The 23273-nt window shown below is 59.9% G+C and carries 17 protein-coding genes, 2 pseudogenes and 1 riboswitch; of the genes and pseudogenes, 11 read left to right on the top strand and 8 right to left on the bottom strand.

From position 1 onward, the window contains the following. Positions 1 to 162: 162 nt before the first annotated feature. The 6 genes from GOB90_RS04390 to GOB90_RS04415 all read left to right on the top strand — a co-directional run bounded on the left by GOB90_RS04390 (position 163) and on the right by GOB90_RS04415 (position 6356). Positions 163 to 2481 (top strand): cache domain-containing protein, encoded by a 2319-nt coding sequence (locus GOB90_RS04390; RefSeq protein ID WP_146888022.1) that lies wholly within the window; start codon positions 163 to 165, stop codon positions 2479 to 2481. Positions 2482 to 2540: 59 nt separating this feature from the next. Beyond that, positions 2541 to 3455 (top strand): MlaE family ABC transporter permease, encoded by a 915-nt coding sequence (locus GOB90_RS04395; protein WP_146888098.1) that lies wholly within the window; start codon positions 2541 to 2543, stop codon positions 3453 to 3455. Between the two features lie 70 nt (positions 3456 to 3525). Further along, positions 3526 to 4203 (top strand): ABC transporter ATP-binding protein, encoded by a 678-nt coding sequence (locus GOB90_RS04400; RefSeq protein ID WP_173571924.1) that lies wholly within the window; start codon positions 3526 to 3528, stop codon positions 4201 to 4203. Next, on the top strand, positions 4203 to 5153 hold the full coding sequence (locus tag GOB90_RS04405; protein WP_146888017.1) for an MlaD family protein: 951 nt from the start codon (positions 4203 to 4205) through the stop codon (positions 5151 to 5153). The genes GOB90_RS04400 and GOB90_RS04405 overlap by 1 nt, the downstream gene beginning before the upstream one ends. Then, complete coding sequence (locus GOB90_RS04410; protein WP_146888015.1) at positions 5150 to 6148, top strand: outer membrane protein assembly factor BamD; 999 nt, start codon at positions 5150 to 5152, stop codon at positions 6146 to 6148. Before GOB90_RS04405 ends, GOB90_RS04410 begins: the two co-directional genes overlap by 4 nt. Continuing rightward, positions 6129 to 6356: a hypothetical protein gene (locus GOB90_RS04415; RefSeq protein ID WP_146888013.1), complete on the top strand. Its 228-nt coding sequence runs from the start codon at positions 6129 to 6131 to the stop codon at positions 6354 to 6356. The genes GOB90_RS04410 and GOB90_RS04415 overlap by 20 nt, the downstream gene beginning before the upstream one ends. 27 nt (positions 6357 to 6383) lie before the next feature. On the opposite strand, the gene GOB90_RS04420 is transcribed toward GOB90_RS04415, so the two are convergent. From GOB90_RS04420 to GOB90_RS04440, 5 genes are all read right to left on the bottom strand, one after another. Beyond that, positions 6384 to 7868: a SulP family inorganic anion transporter gene (locus tag GOB90_RS04420; RefSeq protein ID WP_146888096.1), complete on the bottom strand. Its 1485-nt coding sequence runs from the start codon at positions 7866 to 7868 to the stop codon at positions 6384 to 6386. 132 nt (positions 7869 to 8000) lie between these two features. Next, a complete protein-coding gene (locus GOB90_RS04425) occupies positions 8001 to 9632 on the bottom strand; it encodes a tetratricopeptide repeat protein (protein WP_146888011.1) in 1632 nt (543 codons plus the stop codon). A 16-nt stretch (positions 9633 to 9648) separates the two neighbouring features. After that, positions 9649 to 10239, bottom strand: coding sequence for a CarD family transcriptional regulator (locus tag GOB90_RS04430; protein WP_146888009.1), 591 nt, complete (start codon positions 10237 to 10239; stop codon positions 9649 to 9651). Positions 10240 to 10440: 201 nt separating this feature from the next. Beyond that, positions 10441 to 12057 carry a porin family protein gene (locus tag GOB90_RS04435; RefSeq protein ID WP_194300846.1) on the bottom strand — a complete coding sequence of 539 codons (1617 nt, stop codon included), beginning with the start codon at positions 12055 to 12057 and terminating at the stop codon, positions 10441 to 10443. 305 nt (positions 12058 to 12362) lie between these two features. Continuing rightward, positions 12363 to 13238: a bestrophin family protein gene (locus GOB90_RS04440; RefSeq protein ID WP_146888007.1), complete on the bottom strand. Its 876-nt coding sequence runs from the start codon at positions 13236 to 13238 to the stop codon at positions 12363 to 12365. Positions 13239 to 13542: 304 nt separating this feature from the next. On the opposite strand from GOB90_RS04440, the pseudogene fghA reads away from it, so the two are divergent. Continuing rightward, positions 13543 to 14391, top strand: a pseudogene (gene fghA / locus GOB90_RS04445) (S-formylglutathione hydrolase). Positions 14392 to 15136: 745 nt separating this feature from the next. Here the strand turns inward: fghA and GOB90_RS04450 are convergent. Further along, a pseudogene (locus GOB90_RS04450) lies at positions 15137 to 15241 on the bottom strand (FAD-dependent monooxygenase); the annotation flags it as partial. Positions 15242 to 15569: 328 nt separating this feature from the next. After that, positions 15570 to 15646: riboswitch (Fluoride riboswitch) on the top strand. Positions 15647 to 15776: 130 nt separating this feature from the next. Between GOB90_RS04450 and GOB90_RS04455 the strand changes: the two are divergent. Both GOB90_RS04455 and crcB read left to right on the top strand, forming a co-directional pair. Next, on the top strand, positions 15777 to 16616 hold the full coding sequence (locus GOB90_RS04455) for a universal stress protein (RefSeq protein WP_194300840.1): 840 nt from the start codon (positions 15777 to 15779) through the stop codon (positions 16614 to 16616). A gap of 36 nt (positions 16617 to 16652) precedes the next feature. After that, positions 16653 to 17069 carry a fluoride efflux transporter CrcB gene (gene crcB, locus GOB90_RS04460; RefSeq protein WP_146888003.1) on the top strand — a complete coding sequence of 139 codons (417 nt, stop codon included), beginning with the start codon at positions 16653 to 16655 and terminating at the stop codon, positions 17067 to 17069. Between the two features lie 21 nt (positions 17070 to 17090). Here the strand turns inward: crcB and GOB90_RS04465 are convergent, their stop codons facing one another. Next, positions 17091 to 18713, bottom strand: coding sequence for a hypothetical protein (locus tag GOB90_RS04465; protein WP_146888001.1), 1623 nt, complete (start codon positions 18711 to 18713; stop codon positions 17091 to 17093). A 104-nt stretch (positions 18714 to 18817) separates the two neighbouring features. On the opposite strand from GOB90_RS04465, the gene GOB90_RS04470 reads away from it, so the two are divergent. Further along, positions 18818 to 19396, top strand: a complete 579-nt coding sequence (locus tag GOB90_RS04470; RefSeq protein WP_146887999.1) for a YqaA family protein — start codon at positions 18818 to 18820, stop codon at positions 19394 to 19396. On the opposite strand, the gene GOB90_RS04475 is transcribed toward GOB90_RS04470, so the two are convergent. Then, a complete protein-coding gene (locus GOB90_RS04475; RefSeq protein WP_242011781.1) occupies positions 19383 to 20297 on the bottom strand; it encodes a DMT family transporter in 915 nt (304 codons plus the stop codon). The genes GOB90_RS04470 and GOB90_RS04475 overlap by 14 nt on opposite strands. Positions 20298 to 20682: 385 nt before the next feature. On the opposite strand from GOB90_RS04475, the gene GOB90_RS04480 reads away from it, so the two are divergent. Then, complete coding sequence (locus GOB90_RS04480) at positions 20683 to 23262, top strand: HWE histidine kinase domain-containing protein (RefSeq protein WP_146887997.1); 2580 nt, start codon at positions 20683 to 20685, stop codon at positions 23260 to 23262. Positions 23263 to 23273: the final 11 nt, after the last annotated feature.

Below are 23273 nucleotides of genomic sequence, written 5' to 3' on the forward strand. Positions count from 1 at the left end.
GTTGACTCCGCGGCAAAGAACCTATGCCAAAGACCAGCTATTTAAGGCAGATGACATAAGAAGGCGTGACTAACTCCGGGTTTAGTAATAACTTCTTCATGTTTCGGGTCTGAATGCCACGAAGCAGCAGCGTTGTGCCGGATTTAAGGGGAAGGCGAAGTCTTGGCTTCTAACGAGATTGTCGACCCGACCTCAACCGCTGATGTTTCCCTTCGCAGGAAGTTCCTGCATGTCGCCGTGCCCATTATCGGCGTGCTTCTCATCCTGGCAACAATCGGCGGGATCGGCTGGCACACCTACCAGGCAACGCGCACGGGTGTCCTGAAACTTACACACCAGTTGCTGGTGTCCGTGCAGCGATATGTCGTGCAGGACGTTACAGACTATCTCGGCGCCGCAACCGTCGGCGGTGTGTTTGCCAGAGATTTCATCAGCCACGCCCCGCCAGCCGTAACGCGCAACGCGTTTTACGCCTATGGCGCGTCCATGCTCCGGCTCGTGCCGCAGATCCAGTCCTACTATCTTGGCGATCAGAACGGTGGCTTCCTGCTTGTCGAACGGGACCCGACCGGCAAAGGCCTCGAATACACGGAACTTCGCAACAGCGCGTCCGGAAACACGTTTCACCATGAGTTCCATGATGAAAAAGGAGCCGTTATTCGCGTAACGGATAACCCGGCCGCCAACTACGACCCCCGGACGAGATCCTGGTTCGCCGGCGCTATCAAAAAAGACGGCGTCGTCTGGTCCTCGCCGACCATTTATCCCACGACAAAGCAACTGGTAATCACCGCCTCCACGTCACTGACGGGAAGCGACGAGGTGCCCCGCGTCTTTGCCGTGAACGTCTCCCTCAATCTCCTGAGTCAGTTCCTCGACGGCCTGAAAATCAGCCAGACCGGAAACGCGATCATTCTCGACGGCAGCGGACACATCATAGCCGGCCATAATTTTTCCAGGGTTGTTGCCCGGTCAGGAAATGATCCGGCAAAAATGCTCATAGACCCGCAAACACAGCCCGTCTTCCTCCGGGTCTACGATCAGTACCGGGTTCGCGGTGTCGGCTCCCATCCGTTCCGGCTGGACGGCAAAAATTATATCGGCATGGCCCAGACCCTGCCGTCCACGGACAACTGGGTGCTGCTCATCGTCGCGCCGGAAAGCGACTTCGCAAGCTTCGCACGCCAGAGCGGTCGCGAAAGCCTGCAATTCTCCGCCATCATCGTCGTGCTTGCCATTCTTCTCGCCGGTCTCCTCGCCCGGCAAAGCCGGCGGACCGAACGTGTGAGCCATGAATTTGGCCGTCAGAAAGCGCAGACCGATCTGGAAGCCGCCGCCCTTCAGCAGGTCGCCGTCACACCCGGACTCATGGACGTGACAGAAGAGGCGCTGGTCCTCACCGAAGAACTCACACGGGTGACCGGCGCCCGTCGCGCCTCGCTCTGGCGCATGCTGCATGACGGCACCGCCCTGATCTGCGACGATAATTTCGACGCAAAAGTCGAAGGACATTCCGGCGGCTTCGAACTCTCCCGCAAGGATATGGAAGAGTTCTTCAAACTCGTCGACGCGGGCGCCATCGTCACCATTGACGGAGCCGCTGCGGACCCCCGGACCGTCGCCTTCGAGCGCTTCGTCATGCGGGACGCCGGCACACGGACAGTCACCGTCTGTCCCGTCCGTGGCACAAATCAGGTCGGAACAGGAATCGTCGGCGTCATTACACTCGAAGACGCCCGTTTCGCGCCCTACCTCGTGTATTTCCTCGAAATCGTCGCCGCGATCACCGCTGTCCGGTTCAGCAACTCCACCGAAATGACCGACAGCCAGAAAGACGCCGCCCCGGATACGAGCGCCGCAGAATCACTGCCGGAACCACGCTTCGACGAAACCCTGATGCAGGCGCCGAAAGTCGGCGGCGAAATCGGACAGGGCCTTTATCCGAGCGTCGCCGTCATGGTGATCGCATTCTCCGATCCGGTCATGGAAGACGATCAGACCGGCTCGAAGCTGCTGCCGCTGATCGATCGGATCGCCGGCGAAGTGCAGGATATCGCCCGACGCTATAACCTTTTCTCCGTGAAAGTCGCCGGACACCGCCTGATCTGCATGGCCGGCTGCACAAAAGACCCCGACCCGACCGCCATCTGGCGCCTGGCGGAAGCCGCGCTCTCCCTGCGAGAGACCTGTATGCTGGTTCTCTCGACGGCAAACATCGAGCCAATCTTCACCATCGGCATGGATTTCGGCCCGGCAATGGGCGGAGAACTCGGCGGTAACCCGAAGATCTTCAACCTCTGGGGTGAAACCGTCACACTCGCCGAACTCATGGCCCAGGGCGCGCCGGACGTCGGTACCATCGAAGTCACGGAGCGGGTCTATCAGGCTCTGCGAAGCCGCTACCTGTTCCGCAGCCGCGGTTCTTTCTACGCGCCACGCTCAGGCACGGGACGGGTCTACGTACTCGCGACACGCCGGTGACAGACGAACCAACAGCAGGGAACGGGCAGGACACACCGCCGGACACCGCGCAGCCCCCCATGCCACACAGTCCGGAAGGGCAGGGAAGCCCTCAGGGCCAGAATGCCGACAGCCCGCCGGACCAGCCCGCCGGACAGATCTTCCATCCCGAGGATGACGACCGCCCGCGCAACCCCGGCGTCTTCCAGTCCTTCCGACGCTTTCTCGGTGCAATCGGCGCCCTCCTCCGCCGTCAGGTCTGGTTCCTGCTCGTTATGCTGGGAACCATCTGGGGCGTCCTGAACGAAAGCATCCGCCCGGGAAACTGGCGCCGGACTGTCCGTTACGAATTCCAGATCACGCTCTCCGCCGTCACCGTCGGCGGCCTCCTCAGCACCCTGGTCACCGGCGCGCTCACAGGCGTCGCCGTCGTCTCCCAGACCATTTACTGGCTCGGCTTCGCCGGCATGGCGAAAATGACAGGCTCGATCCTCGTCTCCGTGATCGTGCGCGAAATCGCCCCCATCCTCGTCGGAGTGCTGATGCTGGGCCGCAGCGGCATGCTCTCCCTCGCCGAAATCGGCCTTCTCACCACCGGCGGCCAGATCCGGTCCCTGCAGGCCGAAGGTCTCGACCCGTTTCTCCTCCTCGTCCTGCCCCGAACCCTCGCCTTCATGATCTCAGGCTTTACACTGGGTATCCTCTTCTCCGTGGCCTCCCTGACAACCGGCTACATCATCAGCCGCGCGTCCGGCGTGATCTCCAGCTCGATCCTGTCCTTTTTCTACGACGTCGCCACAGCGATGACACACACCGACTACATCCTCATCCCACTGAAATTCATCGTCGTCGGATTTCTCGTTGGCCTGGGATGCTGCATCAGCGGCCTGACCGCATCCGGCGAGGATACACTCGCAACCATGCTTCCCCGCGGCTTTTCACGCGGCATGCTCATCGTCATGACGGTCAGCGTGCTGTTCAGCCTGAAGCTGTGAGGGAAACCGCAATGAGCCCGTCCCCCTGCACCGGAAAGGAGACCGCACAGTGAGTCGGATCGCCGGCCCGATGCTGGAACTTACCAGCGCCACGCCGTTTTTCGAGGACAGCGATCTGCCGCCGGTCCCCGTCAATCTGCGGCTGATGCCCGGCGAGTGCATGGTCATCGAAACACGCGATATGACACGCGCCACCATGTTCGCCGATCTGTGCTCCGGGCTCGTCCCGGTCAGCAGCGGAACCGTCCGAATGGCCGGACTGGACTGGGCCTCCCTCGACAGCCGGCGCAGCAACGCCCTGCGCGGCCGGATCGGACGGATTACCCGGCGGGCAAGCTGGACCAGCCTGTTCGGCGTCCATGTGGAACTGATGCTGCGGGAACTGCATCACACCACACGATCGATCGAGGATATTACATCCGAAACCCTTCGCATCAGCGAACGGTTCGGACTGCCGGGCATTCCCGTCGATACGGCCCGTCAGCTCTCATACTCCGATCTGGCACGCGCCGAGTGCGTCCGGGCCTTCATGGGCTCGCCGGATCTTCTTTTGCTCGCGGACCCTCTGGAAGGCGGAACGGTCGACCTGTCGACACCGTTTCTTGAGAGTCTCACCGAAGCACGGGATCGTGGCGCGGCAGCGCTGTGGTTCGTGCGGGACGCCTCTGTGTGGCAGGCCTGCCGGGATACGATAAACGCCCAGTGGAGACTTGCGGACGATGGACTCATAACGGTACGGATGCGCTGATGTTTCAGGTCAGATTAAGGCAGAAAGGTCGCCCTCTCATTCATCTCCGCTATGCGGATGAATGGGTCGGGCTCCTCGTGCTGGTCAGCTTCCTGCTGTTCGTCGCGGCCGTCATCGAGGCCGGCGTTCTCAGCGACTGGCTCAGCCCGCCCGCGCACCTGCGCGTCGTGCTGCCCGAATCCGGCGTCGGCGGCCTGACCGTCGGCGGGGACGTGCAGATCCTCGGTGCCCACGCCGGCACCATCCGCGCCATCAAGCTGAACCCGACCGGTAAAATGTACGCGCAGGTCGATCTCGATCCGCAGGTCGAGCCGTTCCTCAAACGGGACAGCACCGCCGTCATCCGCAAACAGTTCGTCGTCGCCGGTGCCAGTTACCTGGACCTCACGCGCGGCTCAGGCACATCGATGGACTGGAGCTACGCGGTCATCAATGCCGTGACGGAACCAAGCCCGACCGACATGATCACCCAGACCCTGAAAGACATCCAGGCCCAGGTCATGCCCGCCATCGCCAGCGCCAGACACATGATGGACCAGCTCGATGCAACCATCACCGACATGCACGCCGGCAAAGGCAGCGTCGGTCAGCTCATGACCAGTGACAAACTCATCAACCAGGCCGACGCCACCATCGTGTCCCTCAACGACGTCATCAACCGCCTCAAGCCGCAGGAAGAGCAGTTGCACGCCATCCTCAGCAAGGCCGATACCACAATGGCAAACGTCAGATCGGCTACGGGCGACCTGAAGAAAGCGACCCCGCGTCTGCCCTCCATCACCCGCAGCACCGACGAGGCCCTTGCCGATGCTCCGGCCCTGCTGACCCAGGCACAGACAACGCTCTATACTTTGCAGCAGCTGACAAACCAGCTGCGTAGTCTGTGGATACTCGGAGGGCAGAAAACGGTGCAGACCCGACGTCTTCCGGCCCACAGGGTGGCCCCGTGACGCGCTCCCGTCATCTGGCTTTCGTCGCCACGCTGCCCCTCCTGGCCGCCCTGTCAGCCTGCAGCGGCAGCACAAAAGACGAGACCGTCCAGGATCAGGACACTGCCTACACGCAGGCCATGGACGCAGGCCGTCAGGCCCTCGCCATCGAGCGCTACTCCGTCGCGGAACGCGAATACCGCGAAGCGGCAAGACTGGCGCTCCGCCGCGACGATCCCTCGGCCATAGGCGACGCCGCCTACGACCTGGCCGTCACCCAACTCGCCGCAGGCGAGCCCCAAAAAGCCCTGGTTACGGTTCAGCAGGCACGAGACACGCTCAGCATGCGCGCCGGTCAGACCACCACGGTCCCCGGCGGCCTTCCGCAAACCCCGACCTCCACCACATCGGTCAGCAAACCGGGAACCGGCGGCACGACCGCACCCGATACAGGGGGGCTGGACCTCGTGGCCTCCGCCGCCCTCTATCGCCTGGGACAGCTTGATGACGCGGCCACATACGCCGCAAAAGCCACTCAGTCAGCCCAGACCGACATCGCGCGGCGCGGCGCGTTCATCGCCGGCCTCATCGCTTCCGTCCGGGGCGACAGCACGTCCCTGACAGCCAGCATTCAGACTCTCGCAGCCGTCAGACCGCCTCAGTCCGCCGTCCTGCGCGGCGACCTGGCCGAATTGCAGGCGCTCGCCAGTCTCAGCACAGATCCCGCACACGCAATGGCTCTCGCCGCGAACTCCGTCGACCTGCGCCGCGAAACCGGCGACTACCGGGCCATGGCCCGCGCGCTGTCCGTCGAGGCCCGGGCGGCACAGGCAACAGGGCAGGGGGCAAAGGCGTCCGCCCTGCTCGCCCAGGCCGCCCAGAGCCTTGGCGCGCGCGGCGGCGGAGACGGCACAGCCGATCCGCTGGCCACCAGATACATGCGGGATGCGCAGCTTTCCGTGCCACTCCAGCCCTTTGACATCAAGGACGTCTCACATGACTCAACGTCACCCTGAACCCCAGGCCGGTCAGGCGGAAACCCGAAATATTCGCGGAAAAAAAATGCGCTGCGTCATTCTTCTGACCGCCCTGGCCAGCCTCGCCGCCTGCGCCGACAATCCCGGGTATCAGCAGCTACACCCGAAACACCATCATGGTCAGAAGCCTCCCAAATGGTTCAAACCACCAAAAGTGCAGCAATCTCAGGATCAGAATCCGGGGTAAATTGCCGTCAACCTTCTGAAACACCGCTCACACAACGTCGGGATGAACTGCCGTATAGCGTCGCAGGAGCGCTGCTCCTGCCTCGCTGAGTCCTTCCAGAGTGACCGCATGGCCCTGGTCCCGTAATTTGTCGACAATGGTTTCAACGGTGCCGGCAGCCGTAATATCCCACAAGCGGGCCTGCTGCAGATCAAGAATGACCCGGCAGGGCAGCCCGGCCCGGTCGCCCGACGCAGCAGGGGCCTCGCCATAATCGATGGCATCTTCAAGCTGTTCCGAGGACGCGAAGAAAACATCGCCTTTAATCACATAGAGACGCGTACTGGCCGCCGCATCAAACGAAGTCTCCACACGAAGCAGCGCCGAGACACGGAACGCAAAAAAGACCCCGCTCAGCAGCACCCCCGCCGCAACCCCCGCCGCAAGATCATGCGTCATGACAACAACAGCCACCGTCGCCAGCATGACCGTGCTCGCCAGGCGGGGATGCGTCGCCAGATCCCGCAATGATGACCATGAAAACGTGCTGACCGACACCATGATCATAATCGCCACCAGCGCCGCGACGGGAATCCTCGCGACCACAGGGCGCAGCGCCACCATCAGCACCAGCAGAAACACACCAGCCATCAGCGTCGAAAGCCGCCCCCGGCCACCGTAACGCACATTGCCGACCGTCTGACCGATCATGCCGCAGCCACCGATGCCCCCGAACAGGCCCGCCGCAATATTCGCCAGCCCAAGCCCCATGGATTCCCGGCGCTTGTCAGATGGCGTGCCCGTCAGATCGTCAACCACACGCGCCGTCATCAGACTTTCCAGAACCCCGACCATCGCCATGGCCAGCGCATAAGGAAAAATAACCTCAAGCGTTTCAAAAGACGCCGGCAAATGCGGAATGACAAAAGACGGCAGCCCGTCCGGCAGATGCCCCAGATCGGCCACCATCGTCACCGGCATCGGATACAGCGCAACAATCGCCGTAAGCACCACGATGCAGATAAGCGGGGAAGGAATCGCCGAAAACACACGGGGCACAAGGTAGATAATAGCGAGACCAAGTCCGATCAACGCGTAAGTATGCCACGTCACATGCAACATATGCGGCAGCTGCGCAGAAAAAATGAGAATTGCCAGTGCGTTGACGAAGCCTGTTCGCACGGGACGTGAAACAAACCGCATCAGAATCTGCAAATTCAGCAGCCCGAACACAATCTGAATCACACCGCACAGCACCGTCGCCGCCAGCAGATACTGCACCCCATGCACATGAACCAGCCCTGCCGCCACCAGCGCAACCGACCCCGCCGCCGCCGAAATCATCGCAGGCCTGCCGCCGGCAAAAGCAATCACAACACTGATGACGAAGGACGCATACAGCCCCACGGAAGGATCGACCCCCGCCGCGAACGCAAAAGCAATCACTTCCGGAATCAGCGCGAATGTCGCCACCAGCCCGGCAAGACACTCGCGAACCGGATCGGCTTTCCAGCCATCGTTCAGAAAATTCATACGCATCGGATATGGCGCTTCACAAATTTATCCCGGACAAAGTTCATCCGGAAAATGAACTTCACACCACAGAATATTGATTTTAAAGTTTATTTTCAGACAGAACAAAGTTCAAAAACAGACATTCCAGCCTCAGCCGGCAGGCCTCTTCTGAGCAACCATCGCCCGTAACCGCTCGCCTGTGCGCGCAACAACGGAGCCCCAGTCCCGTGGCCGCTGCTGGCGAATAATCGTCAGATCAGGATACCAGATCGATGTCTCAGATCCGGTCAGCCACCGCCAGCAATTATCGAAGCGATCCATCATCAGCACGGGCCGCCCCAGCGCCCCGGCGAGATGAACGACAGACGTATCCACGGAAACCAGAACATCCAGCCCCATGATCAGAGCGGCGGTATCGTCCATGGAATGCAGATGCTCAGTCGGATCATACAGCCGCATCCCCTCAGGCGGATCAAGCATCTGCTCCGCATATGGCCCCTTCTGCAAACTGATCAGATTGATCCCCGCAATCCGTCCCAGAGGCGCCATGGCCGCAAGCGAAGCGGACCGTCTGCGATCAACCATATGCGCAGACGTCTGATTCGGACGAGGAGAGCCACCCCATACAAGCCCGACATTCAGCTTTCCGTTATGCGGCAGAAAACGGGCCATCGATTTCACTTTGACCGGATCGGCACTCAGATAGGGAACCGGATCTCCCAGTTCCTCCGACGTTCCCACAAAGACACGCGGCAGGCTGATAAACGGGCAGTGCCAGTCAAATTCCGGCACGCTGCCCCCGACCTGCACGACCGACACACAGTCAAGCCTGCGACAGATATCCGCAAGCTCCTCCGGAACCCAGAGATGAAGCAGCGCCCCGCGACGCGCCAGCGGCGCAAGATAACGGAGATACATCAGCGTATCCCCAAGACCTTCCTCCTGCGTGATCAGAATACGCCTGCCGCGAACATCCACTCCGTCAGCCAGCGAAGGCATAAGCAACGCACGCGGCAATTCGCTATGCCCCGGCAACTTAAGACGCCACTCATGCTCAGCCCATCCCTGGGCAAAACGCCCGGCCTTCAGAAGCGCAATAGAATAGTTCAGCCGGATCTGCGCGTCGGAAGGACGCTCCTCAATCGCCGTGCGATACAGATCGACCGCCTCATCCGAACGATTTTGCGCCGAATAAATACAGGCCAGATTGGAAATCGCGCTCGCGCTGCCAGGTTGCAGCTTCAGAACTTCATTGAAAATGTCTATCGCAGCTTCAATGTCACCACGTTCCGTAAGGGCAATAGCCCTGAGGTTCATCGTATAAGGCGAGACAGGCCTGATCCCGGACGCTTTTTCCAGATTTTCCAGAGCTTCGTCCAGCCGCCCCATCTGGGAAAGAACATTCCCAAGGGCATCATAAAGCCGCGGGTCCTGAGGCGTCACACGCACCATGGCCCGAAGCGTCCGAACCGCATCCTCACGCCTGTCAAACCGCCCGAAAAGATCGACCAGATCGTCTCCGGGATGCTTGCTTCCGGGATTGGCAGCCGCCGATGCCACCATCAGTTCAGCCGCCTTGGCGAATTTCCCTGTCCCCGCGCAGGCGAACGCATAGAGGAGATCAACGCGGGAATCTCCTGCCTCCGCAAAAGGCTCCAGCGCCGCACAGGGCGCCTCGAAACGACCTTCCTGAATTTCCGCATAGGAACGCCGCAAAAGCGTGTCATCGGCTTTAACGGTCTGCCCCATCTTCGCAGGCGACAGGGCAGGGGAACGTGTCATGTCAGAAACCCTGCAATCAGGCCGCTTTCATTACAGCCGTCAGTGACACCAGAACATCAAGCGGCTCTTTCTTTTCAAGAACCGCGACCTCAGCCACAAACCGCTCCTGAGCCGCCTCGAACAGCTTGCGCTCCGAGAAGCTGCCGTCAAGACTGTCCACATTCCGACGAAGATCGCGCAGAACCTCCGCAATCTGAACCAGATCGCCAGAATTGATCTTTTCCTGATACGCCACCGCGCGACGGGCCCACATTCCCTTGCTCACATGCGGCTTGCCCTTGATGATCGCCATCGCCTTATCGACAATCTCGCGGGAAACAATCTTCCGAAGCCCGGCCTTGCGCGCCTTGGCCAGCGGAATACGCAGCGTCATCTGATTTCCGGGGAAAGAAATCTGAATGACCTCAATCTCCGTGCCCGCGATCTCATCAACGCCAATGCGGTCAACCCGCCCGACACCATGAGCGGCATAAACAATCGAATCACCTTCCTGGAAAGGGTCCTCGTCCTTCACTTTTGTCTTCGCCTGCGCAGCCGTTGTCGCTGCCGCTGTGCGTGCCATGGCGTCAGTGACGCCGCCCTTCGGTGGAGATCTGAATGTGCTCATAACGTCCGTCTTTAACACAAAAAAACGCTCATGTCTCGGGGGTTAAGTCAAACTCCCCGCAAGTCGCGCAGACGGTGACTGCTGCTGATACACGACAACGCAGGAAAATCTGAAATTACAGCACTCGAATAATCCAAAAATCTTACAAAAGCATTTCAGATCACAAATAGTTCCACCACTTTTTACTCTTTGTATTCTTTCTCAGAAGAACAGCACGGCACCACCGGACGCTGAATTGTCCTTCGCCTTGTTACCGTTATGCGCAGACGATTCCGTGTGAGCATACTCGCCGACAAGCTGCAACCAGTCCGTCACCTTGAAGAACAGAGCACCCACTTCAGATTCATTGCGCTTCACCAGATCCGGATCGAGCTCCTGCGGCGCCTGATACAGGTTACTCACACCATAGCTTCCCACAAGCCGGAGCCGCTTCGTCACAGAATAAGCGCCCTGAATATAAAAGCCTTCCGAATCACGCTTGCGCCCGTCCGCCGCCACACCGTCGAAGAACAGCCCCGTCGTGCCCAGACCACTGCCACGATAATAATAAGCGACGCCCTCAAAGCCCTTATAAGACAGCTTCGTGCCGATTTCCCCGGCCTCAACCGTCGCTCCGCGACCTGCGGATTCCGCCAGAACACTGGACGTCAGCCGCTGCTGATGCTGCGCCAGAAAGCCCGCCCAGATCCGCCCCTTCAGATCACCGGCCGTGAAGTCATAAGAGACCTTTCCCTGAACCATGGGCGAACTGTGATAGGTCGATGTCGCGGACGCACCGTCACCGGCATAATTAAATTCATCCAGCGGCTGGAAAACACCAACCGACCCCTGCAGCCCGTGCCAGACAGGGGAGGCATAGGAAATCTGTGGAATCCAGTCCGCATACACATAACCAACGCCGATACGACCAAGAGACGTATTGCCCGGCGACGCATTACTGCCCGTCGAACCAACACTGAGCAGCGTGGCGTCAAACATGATCGCATCAGACCCGAACAGGGCCAGATCACGACCAACCTTGAACGTGCCCCACTTCTTGTTGCCCGCCGTCATGTAAATCTGACGAAAATCCAGTCCGGCCGTTCCAAGCCCGACCGGGCTTCCCCCGGAATTGGCGTTAAACGAGCCGTTCGTGGCATTATCAATGCCCGGATACATACCGAACACCACCCCAAGATCGATCCCTTCCTGCGTGGTCGTGATCTTGGTGATCAGAGCGGCAGGGAGCAGTCCGTTACGAACGGAAGAAGAATCAAACTTATTGCCACCCGCACCGGTCGAAACGCCGCCGGCGACCGCCCGCCCGGTGGCCGGGCTGTTATACGTGTAAAACCCGTTCACAAACCCCGAAAGATTGATCGCGATCTCACCAGCCTGGAACGTCAGCCCTTTGCCAGGAACATATTTCGCCACACGCACAATGCTCGTATCATTCATGGCATTCTGCGCCGCCAGCATCGAATCATGCGCGGACCGGGCACTCGCAGCCGCGCTGTTCGCCGCGTCCCGCGCATCGACAAACACCGGCGTCACGTCGGGAGAAGCATCATACCGCCGGGCGCGACGCGCATCAGCGGCATAATGAGACCCGTCAACGCCCCGTCCTTTCGCACGCTCGCCCCGCTCAGACCCGCCGCCATCTTCATTCAGGGAAGGGCGCGTATGGTGCATATGCTTCGTCAGAAGCGTACCGTATTCGTTTTTGGTCAGACTTCCCTTGGCACGAAGAATATCGAGCAGATCCGTGTAATCGTCCGCTTTCGCAGTCTGAGAACCGGCCACAGCACAGATACCCGCCAGAATCGTCGCCGCCAGCAGCGCGGCCCCGATGCGTCTGCCGCCGGGTAAGCGGGTATTCCGTCGGCTGCTCAGCGAATTGTTCTGTGTCTGCCTGATCCCGGACGGCACTGACTGAATCACGATAACCTGGCCCTTCAACTGTCGTCCTGTGCCCCCACCGCCTGCCGATATAACGGAATTTCACCGAATTCGGCAGAACGACAGGGCGTTACTTAGCAAACAAATGACATGAATGGGCAAATTCTGACAGAACCTTAATCTGGTCAATGTTTCGTGTGCCACCTGATGATTTTGTGATCGCGAATGCGACCTTTACGCCACGCTCACGGCTGAATACCTTTTTTCACCTGCACGGGCGGACCCGGCTGCTCCCCGATCGACTGAAGCAGATCCCTCTCGATCGTATGCGCCATCGACGCCATGGGAAGCGCATGCGGAGAGTTTCTGAACGGCTCCTGAAGATCGTCTCCCGCCTTGTCGAGCACAATAAACAGCAATCCCACGAGAGACGAGCCAAGCGGCGTCACCCATCCCAGCGTCTGCACTGTCGAGAGCGGAAGCACGATGCAGAACAGATTGGCCAGCGCACGAGGCAGCATAGAATACTGGATCGGCAGAGGCGTTCTGCAAATGCGCTCCAGACCCCCCTGGGCATTGGCAAGATCGGATAATATCCGGTCAATCTGCCCATGCAGAGCGCCATCGATCTTCAGCCGCGTGGCCTCTCCGGTCACTCCGATTCCAAGCTGAACCAGAATGCCATTGGGCTGGTTGGTCCACCCCTCAATCTTCTCTGCCATCTCCGGCGATAAAAGCCGCCGCACATCAGCAGATCCGTCCACCTCGCCCAGCGCCGTCCGCAGCGCATGAGGATAGGCCGCCATCGCCCGCACCAGATCAGGCCGTCCCCCAAGGATCGACACAACCTGCCGCCCGAAAGAACGTGAGTTATTGGTCACAGCGCCCCAGAGCGTCCGGCCCTCCCACCAGCGGGCATACGCGCTGTTATTCCGAACCCCCATGAACAGCGCCAGCGCCGAACCGATAAGCGAGACGGGGAGGGAAGGGATCTCCATCCATTCCTGATGAAAAAGCTGATAAAGGATCACCACAACCAGATCCCATGCGCCGAGCAGAAGGAGAACACCCGCACTTTCCCGGAGCAGTATGATCAGTCCGATCCGTTTATTAACGATCATACAGAGACACTATCCTTTAAAAGTTTGCCGGCCCCGCAAAGACGTCATCACCCTGCAGGCGCCGGCACGCCCGCTCATCCCGGGCTATAACAGCCGGTGACATAGCTTTGCCCGCGAAACAACGCCGCACACCACCCCGTGGCCACTCCGATGACTGTTTGTCATGGTGCAGCCATGTTCCCGCAAAGCATGAATGCGTCCGAAGACCTGCATTATTTACAATAAAGAGAGCCCTGTCCCCGCGCGTGCACAGGCCCTCATGTTGCGATAGACTGCACCAACCCGGAAATGAAGGAACTCAGTAATGACCCTTACAACCCGTTCCGAACATCTCTGCAGCAACGGACGGCTCGGATTTTACAGCCACCAGTCTGAAGAACTCGGGCTCGTCGCGAGTTTCGGTGCCTTCATTCCGGCGGAAGCGAGCAGGGAAAACCCAGTCCCGGTCCTCCACGTCCTGGCCGGCCTGACCTGCAATCATGAAACATTCCTGATCAAATAAGGAATCATCCGGTTCGCAGCCCAACACGGCATCGCACTGATCGCCACCGATACCTCTCCGCGCGGCGCAAACACGCAGGGCGAGACCGATGACTGGGATCTCGGCGCCGGCGCCGGTTTTTACCTGGATGCAACATGCTCCCCCTGGCGCGCCCATTACCGCATGGGCAGCTACCTCGACCGCGAACTTCCCGCCGTCACCGAAGCCATTTTCCCGATCGACGGCACAAAACGCGGCATTACAGGTCACTCCATGGGAGGCCACGGCGCACTCGTCCACGCCCTGAATCGCCCCGATCTGTGGAAATCAGTGTCAGCCTTCGCGCCGATCACGCATCCGGCCACCGTGCCCTGGGGCGAAAAAGCCTTCATAACCTATCTGGGACCGGACCGCTCAGCCTGGGCCTCCCATGACGCGACCCTGCTGCTGAAAGCCGGCCATACGCATCCCACGACACTCCTCGTCGATCAGGGAAACGCCGATCCGTTCCTCGAAAAACAACTCCGGCCCTGGCATCTCGAAACAGCCGCGAAAGAGGCGGGACAAAAACTCAACCTGCGCCACCACGCGGGCTACGATCATTCCTACTGGTTCATCCAGAGCTTCATCGAAGACCATCTGACTCATCACGCCGCCATCCTGAAAGAATAGCTGCATCCCGGAACAGGCTCAGAAAACCGGCGCACTCCCGCGGGTTTTCTGAGCTCACCCGGATCCGCCCACACTCCGAGTTGGCATAATATATATTATGCGACAAACAGACATCCGGATTCAGCCACCGGAATTTTCCGGAGAGCCCGAGCAAACACCCGGTCCCAACCGCATCGCAGCTTCTCCCCTCAGGGACACTCTATCTCTCCCCCACTCACGACAGCTTATTAAAGATTTTTTGTCTGCTCAGGCCGGGAAAGCGGAATGTTCGCCTTCGGACAGGACATACGATCAGCAAACGGTGATAATGACAGGCAGTTCACTGCCGTGTCCGCAGACAACAAATATCAGGAATATCCGGCCAGTCTTAAAACCAAAATTTAGACATCATGATGTTTACCATTAAAGCATTGCATGTTTCTGATGTGAACAGATTTTCAGATCAAACTGAGATCGATAGCCTCGTCTGTTACTGAAACAGTCTCAAACCCGGTTTATTGACGTGAAGCCGGCAATGTCGGCTTTCGGAAAACTGTCACAACCGTCTGAATGTCCGACATGTAGGCAACTACCGCCTGTCCGATCTCATGAGAGAGAGTGACTCAACACTACATATCAAAACGATGATGTTTCAACGGCCATTCCGGTCAGGACAGCATCGATTACCACCCGGTTCCCATTTTTCGCCGTGGCCGCAACGTAGCCATCGGGTCGCACCAGCCAGATACCGTTTTCATCCGGGGGCCGGCAATCTGTCGATAATCCTGACAGGTACACGATACCGGGCCAGTTCGGCGGCCATGGTCAGGCCGACAGGCCCCGCGCCGACGACAAGAACAGGCTTCGACATGGTGTTTGTCCGAAAGAAAAGAACTGTCCGGCCATACGGACAGTTGCCTCCGTGTTAACGCCGGACGTGCCAGGACTGTTCCTGTCTGCCCGGCGTTTCGGTTCGATATCATAATCCGGAGCGATGTAATCAGGCGGGATTGTCATTCCGTATTGTGTACGAAACCGCAATCGGACACTTCAAACCGACTGTTTCCAGCAGAGTAAGGCGGAAGCCTCCGTCTTATACTCCAAAAGCTCCCTCCACCCGGTTTCAACATAACCACCAGCACTTTCCGCATTAAGCAGAAATTTCGACCGCTTGACTTTCATCCCCGGGTCACCTCATCCTGACCGCAGGCAATGGACTCTGCCTGATTTCTTCTGAAATCGAACCGCCCTCAGGGCTGATGATTCCTGCCTCGCCCACAGGGCATTCGAGGGAGGAATCCGTTCAGAGCCATGCACCATCCCGTCAGCCTCAGTTCGTCTTACGCGCCGGCCTTCCCGCCTCCCGTCCGACATTCCCTCACCAATCCCGGCAAACATCCTCCACGATGACCCGTCAGGAGCCGCCAGTGCGTATCCTCGCCATTCTCGACCGCCCGGAAACCGCCGCCTCCACCCTCCGGACAGCCAGCGAACTGGCTGACCGCCTCGGTTGTCAGGACATTCGCCTGCTTCACCCCGCCCCGGCCGACGACCCCGCTTTCCAGTCACCCGATGAAGGCATGCCCGGCCCGGAAGATCGCGCGCGCTTCGCTCATGATGTCTCCGCGCGCGCGGAGACCCTGCGCCAGATCTGCCAGGATCAGAGCAGAACATCCGGACAGGAAGGTCGCGCCAGATGGGTGGAAATCACCGGCGACATCAGGAAAATCGTTGCGCGGGAAGCCGCGAACGCCGCTCTGACCGTTCTGAGCAGACCCCGGCCCGATGATCCCGAATTCGTCAGACAGGCCTTTTCCGGCGCCCTGTACGATGCAAAAGCCGCCGTCGTCATCGCCCCGCTACAGCACCATGACACCGTCGGAGCGCGCCCCGTTATCGCCTGGCACCCCTCATCCGGTCTCGAACAGGCCATCGAAGCGGCACAGCCCCTCCTCAAACAGGCCGAACGCGTAGTCCTCATCATCGGCGAAAACTACCCCGGCGAGGTCGCCGAACCCGACTTCGCCGAACAACTACGCCGGGCAGACATCCCTGTCTCCATCGACCGGTTTATTATCTCCTCCACCAACACAGGAGAGGAGATCAGAAGCCATGCCCTCACCGCGGGCGGAGACCTCCTGATCATGGGGGCCTATAGTCGCCCCCATTTCATCGAATGGCTGTTCGGCGGCCCGACACAGGAAATCCTGGCCCACGAAACACTGCCCCTTCTGACACACCACTAAACGCAACACGACATTATCAGGGAAACAGGATCACCTATGTTTGCAAACAGCCTCCCCCCGATCCTGATCGCGCTCGGTGGCGCGGCCGGAACGCTCCTCCGTTACTGGATCGGGATGGCGACGGCCCGCTGGAGCCACTCGCTGCCCTGGGGAACGATCTTCATTAACATGACAGGCTCTTTCGTCATCGCCCTCTTCGCCGGCCTCACCGCCGCCGGCGGCCGGCTACAGATTTCCGATACCGGCAGACTGGTCTTCATGGTCGGACTCTGCGGCGGATACACAACCTTTTCGTCCTTCAGCCTTCAGACACTGGACCTGCTGCGTAACGGAACACCCGGACGCGCCCTGCTCAATATCACCCTCTCGATTGTGCTTTGCATGGCCAGCGTTTCAGCCGGTTATCTCGCCGCACAGACCATCAACCACGCCCAGATCCGCGAAAGTAAATGATGCGATTGCAAATGCAGGAGATCACCCCTGCCCTTCTCTCAACACCCGACAGAGCGAGAGACGAGCGGTAACAGGCTCTCCGTCACGCACCGTCGTTCTGCCCAGTCCGGACACAATAAAACGGCAGCCGGACACTCTGAAATCCGGCACAAACTGTTTCAAAATCGACGCATGATCGTCTTCTGTCCCGTCATCCGAACGTACCATATAAAGTACCCGTCCCCCGGACATCAGCCCCCTCGCCTCCCTCCCCGCGCCGAACTCCGCTGACCGTGCCAGCAAATCGTTCATCCCGATAAAATGCAGAGAGGCCGCATTCCGGAAAAAGGGCGCCAGATAAGCAAGATTACGCCCCATCAGCACAACGGTGCTCCCCGGCTCCACGCTCTGTTCAGCAACATCGAACGTCCGCCCGGAAAAACGCGTATGTCCGAACCCCGGATAACGGGTCGTTACAGCCAGCGCCACGACAATACCGAAACAGGCCACCGCGCAGCGACGGCTGCTCACAAATTCCGTCCCATGCCGGAACATATCCCGTAACGCGCTGACAATCAGAAAACCCGTGAGAACCTCAATCGGAATCGCATATCGCAGAATCGAATAATACCGCAGCCAGAAAACATACCCCACCACCGCAAACGCCAGAACAGCCCCTTCCGCCCGCCTGGACGGATTCATAACACGCCGCCACATCCGGCCCCGAAAAATAAGCCAGATACAGGCCAGCATCGTCAGCGCAAAACGTCCGTCCGCAAACGGCGCCTCCAGAGCAATGCCTTGCCTGTCCTGCAACCAGAAAAATGGCCAGGCGATCCACTGCACAACAGAGCGCGGCTTGTAACGCTGGTCAGTAAAAGGCAGCCATGCCGCGTAATCCGAATGAAAAATCTCATTATACATGGGAAAAACCGGATTGCCGGTCAGACACCACAGATGAAAACCCCACCAGCCGTAAGTCACGAGAAAACCCGCGAGCCCTCCCGCTGCACTGATCGCAGCCCCATAAAACAGCCGGCCTTTTCCCGCCACCATGACACCGGAGGCCGCCACAATCGCAGGCAGGTAAACAATCGCCGTCGGTTTAATGCCGGCGGCCAGCCCCACGCAGACACTTCCCGCCAGTATCCGCCATTCACACCTCCCGCCAGGCACGTCAGCCCGGGAAATCACCAGTCTGAGCCCCGAAAGAACCAGCGCCGCCAGCGGCACCTCGTTTGAAGACAACCCAGCCTGGGACAACGCCGCCGCCCCGGTAAGACCGATGAGCAGCGCCACAAAAAATTCAGACCGGCTGAAACCACCCTGCCCCGCCAGGCGCCGAAGGAGCGAAAACACAACCCCCGCCAGCAAACCGTACCATATCCCCTGAACCCCCGCGAAAACCCGGGGATAACCGGACAGAATCCCGGTTCCGAGCACATAGAGCGGTATATCGCCGAGCGGATTGAAAAAAGTCTGCACATCCGCCGGCAAAACATCCGCCCCGGCGTGACGGGTCAGAAATGCCCACGGATTATAAAGATGATAGTTCCGCAAATCGGAAAAACGATCCTGCCCGAACGCGACAGAAAGCGCCGGCCCGATTATCAGAAACAGAAGATAAGGAAGAAACCGGGCCGCCCTGCCAGAAAACAGTCTCACGTCACCTCTCCGAACCCCGTTCATCCGGCCCGAAGCCCTTGCGACCCGCCATCGCCAGTGGCATTGGACAGCATCTGTTAACGATCAGGAAACCCCCGGCCGCCATGCTCGATCGCCTCTATACCCGCGTGCGAGCCCACGCAGCCGGTCCCCAGGCCCCTTACTGGCTCGCCCTTCTGTGCTTCGCCGAAGCCAGCGTCTTCCCGCTGCCGCCCGAAACCCTGCTCATCCCCATGTGCCTGGCCAACCGGGCCCGCGCCTGGCAATACGCCGCGATCGCCACCGTCGCCAGCGTCTGCGGCGGCCTGCTCGGATGGTATATCGGCGCCGTCCTGCTTCAGCACGTCGCCCTGCCCATCGTCCATTTCTACCACGCCGAACACACACTCGCGACGCTTCAGGAAAAGTTCCGCCAGTGGGGCGTCTGGATCATCCTTATCAAAGGCCTGACCCCCGTCCCCTACAAATTCGTCACCATCGCCAGCGGCGCGGCCCACTTCGCCATCGTGCCGTTCATGCTCGCCAGCCTCGTGACACGCGGCGTCCGTTTCTTCCTCGTCGCCGGCCTTCTCCGTCGCTTCGGCGCCCCGATCGAAGCCTTCATCGAAAAACGCCTGCCTCTCGTCTGCGGCGTTTTCGCTGTCCTGCTGATCGGCGGAGTTATCGCGCTCAGATATCTTTGACCCGGCGCCGCATCATCGCGGTCCCATGCAAGGCAATATAGCGGAATTTGATCTTCTGCCGGATCCAGTTCACCAGCCCCGACATCGTCACAATCAGAACGCCGACAAACCCCCAGAAGTCCAGTTGCTGATGAAACAGCGTGTAGCTGAGCACCACGCCCCACACCATCTGGCTGTACTGCGGCAGCGCCACCCGGTTCGCCGGGGCGCTCTGGGTCGCCATCATCAGCAGAAGCTGCCCAAGCGCCGCAAGCAGACCGTAGCCCGACAGAAAAACCCAGTCGGTCCCATGCGGCCACGAAACATGAGGCATCATCAGAATGCCGTTGCCCACCAGCGGCCCGATCAGGCTTGAACCGAACAGCGACAGCCTCGGACTGTTAGCCCCCGATCGCCTGTAGGCAATCACCCCGACCGCATTCGCGACAGCCGCGACCAGCGCGCAGAGATGGCCGAAATGCAGCGCCCTGAACCCCGGCCTCAGAACGATCAGAACACCCACGAACCCGACCGCCACCGAAATCCACGCCCAGATATTCACCTGCTCACGCAAAAATGTAACCGATAGAATCGTCACGAAAAACGGCATCAGAAACATCAGCGACAGGGCTTCCGGCATCGGCAGCAGCATAAACGCTTCCACACTGGAAGCCGTGGCCAGAAAAACGGCGCTCGCGCGGATCAGCCACATCCACGGATGCGCCGTCCGCACGATATCGATGTAGGATTCATGCTTCTGCCGGACAAACGGCAGGATCAGAAAACCAAGCGCACCACCCGAAAATGCAACCTCGAACGGGTCCAGACTGCCGGCAAGAAGCTTGGAAAAAGCATCGCTGATGGAAAATGCAGCATAAGCCATGAATGCCAGCAGCATTCCTGAAGCAGCAATCGTCGGCATGGCTGGTCCTGTTCGTTGCATGACACCGGAAAGGCGCTGCGATCGGCAATGGTTTTCGTGCGCTCGCTTACTCTGCCCCGGCACCGGGGAGAAGATGTTTCCGCATCCCTCAGCGCAGGACAGCCCTGCACTGACGATCATGCTTCCGGAGACGAAATATATGCCCGCCCGAAGCCTCCCCCACGGATGCGTGGCAGCCTCATTGCTGCCTTATTTTTGCAACGATTCCGTAGTCAGAAAATACCGATGACCCGCAGAAATATATGCTACAGTTACACAGCGACAGAAATTGTCAGAACAGAAGATAAATACTACGGCTTTCCGGGTTCCCGCACCGACAGGGAAGCCCGCGGTTTTTTAATGAAAAAAATAAAGGAGCGGTGGTGTGGATATCGTTGAATTCGGCCGTTCCGATCTGACCGCAGGCGACTTCGCAGCCCTCTCGTCCCCCGATGTGATCCAGCCGCGCGGATGCCTGCTCGCCTTCTCTCTGCCCGCGCTGCTCCTCCGGCGCTATTCCGAAAACGCCCCCGCCTTCCTCTCCGACGATACCCTCTCCATCGGCGCCCCGCTCGAAGCCTGCGTCGGCACCGCCCTGCTGAAAGACATTCTTTCAGCCATGGAAGAAAGCCGGCAACTGGGCAGACCCGCCCTCCTGTTCGACACAGCGCCCCCCCGGAGCGCCGCAATGGATCTGGCGGTTCATATCGCCGGCGATGACCTCATCCTCGAATTCGAACCCGCCGGACAACCCGGAGATAGCGGTCGCCTGATCTCGCAGCTCCGCATGGTAATCGACCGCCTGCGGGACAAAAAAGAACTCCAGACTCTCTTTGCAGCCGTCGTGCGGGAAATAAGAGACGTCTCCGGCTACGACCGCGTGATGCTCTACCGCTTCGACCGGAACGGCATGCCACGGGTTGTCGCCGAAGCGAAACGTCCGGATCTCAGCAGCTTCGACGGGCACTATCTGTCAACCGAAGATATTTCCCTTTTGACCTCCAGCCACTATCGCCGTACCCGCGTGCGCGTCGTCGCGGACGTCATCGCGCAGCAGATCCCCCTGGTCGAACCCGGGGACCTGCCGCCCCTGGATATGTCCTTCGCCCAGTTGCGCGGAATCTCCCTGGTCGCCCGGTCCTACTTCGTTTCGCGCGGCGTCAGAGGCTCGATGGCGATCTCGCTTATCGTGGATGACACGCTCTGGGGAATGATTGCCTGCCGCCACTACGAGCCCAGGATCGTCACCCTGGACGAACGCGCCATCGCAAAAATGATCGGCGAGTTCGTCTCCCTCCAGATCGCCGCCCTCATCCGCTCACAGCGCCTCGAAGTCACAACCCGGGCCCACGCCCTGATCGAGCACTTCCTGCACAACGCCGCCTCCCGGCACGACATTCCCTCCTACGTGCGCTCCCAGCTTTCCAGCCTCATGTCCCTCGTCGATTGCGACGATATCGCCGTATGGATCAATCAGGACTGGACACAGCTCCGAAACACCCTGTCCCGGGAAGCCACAGACACCCTGGTCGCGGAAGCCGATGTCCGGGCCAGATCCGAAATCTGGACAACCGAATGTCTGCCGGCCGAAAACCCCGTTCTCGGACTTCTGATTCCCGAAATCGCCGGCCTGATGATCATCCCGATCTCCCCCAGACCGGGCGACTACATGTTCGTGTTCCGCCGCGAAGTCGTCCGCGTCATCAACCGTCCCGCCATCATCTCGCTGCCGACATCGCCCGAAAACATCAACATCCCCCCGCAACTCACCAGCATGCAGGGGCGCGCCGATTCATGGACCATCGAAGACGAGGAAGCCGCCGAACAGCTCCGTTCCGCCCTCATCGAAGTCATGGGCGCCTACCGGCAGCAGCAACTGCTTGAACGCGCGGAAGCCGACACAAGGCAACGCATGCTGAACGACGAACTCAGCCACCGCGTCAAAAACATCCTCGCCGTGGTCCAGTCCCTCGTCAGCCGCCCGCCACCCCCCGGTCGCTCCCTCGCCGACCACTTCATCGCGCTCAGAGGCCGCATCGCCGCCCTCGCCACCGCGCATGATCAGGTCTCGCGCGCCAGCGACGGCGGCCTCCTGCGCTCCCTGCTCGAAGCCGAACTCGCCCCCTACCGCCTGCAACCCGGCACGATCACCCTGTATGGCCCCGATCTCTGGGTGCCCGGCAAAGCCCTCTCGATCATGACCCTCCTGTTCCACGAACTCGCAACAAACGCCGCGAAATACGGCGCCCTCTCCATTCGTGAAGGCAGACTCACCGTCACCTGGACCCACAATCCGGAGACAAAAATGTGGGACATCCTCTGGACGGAAACGGACGGTCCCCCCGTAAAACCCGCCTCCCGCACCGGCTTCGGCTCCGTCCTGCTCGACCGCGCCGTCAGCCACGAACTCAATGGCACGGCCTCCCGCGATCTGAGACCCGAAGGCGCTGTGATCCGCGTCTCGATCCCCGAAATCTTTGGCTCTCTCGCCAGTCACCCGGACGCCGCGAACAAAACAGAAAAAACCACCGCCCCGAAACAACCACCTGGGAAAAACACTCCCGATCCGTCAAACGACCTCACCAGCGCCCGTATTCTCCTGGTGGAAGACCAGCTTCTCATCGCCATGGAAGTCGAGGAAACCCTGCACGATTTCGGTGTGGCCGAGGTCATCACGGTCTCGTCCGTCGAAACCGGCCTGGAAGCCATAAAAGCCAGACTGCCCGACGCCGCCATCCTCGACGTCAATCTGGGCGGCAAAACGTCGGTCGGCCTTGCACGCCGCCTGCGCGACGCGAACGTCCCCTTCATCTTCGCCACAGGCTACATGGACCGAACCATGATCCCCGACGAATTCCAGGACGTCACCGTGATCCGCAAACCCTACGGCCCCGCCTCGGTCATCGCCGCCCTGGGCGCTCTGCTGCCGCCCCGCGACACAACCGCCGGTCCTGCTTCGTCCTGACCCCTCTCCCG

The sequence above is a fragment of the Acetobacter oeni genome (assembly GCF_011516825.1).
GTDB classification, from domain to species: Bacteria; Pseudomonadota; Alphaproteobacteria; order Acetobacterales; family Acetobacteraceae; genus Acetobacter; species Acetobacter oeni.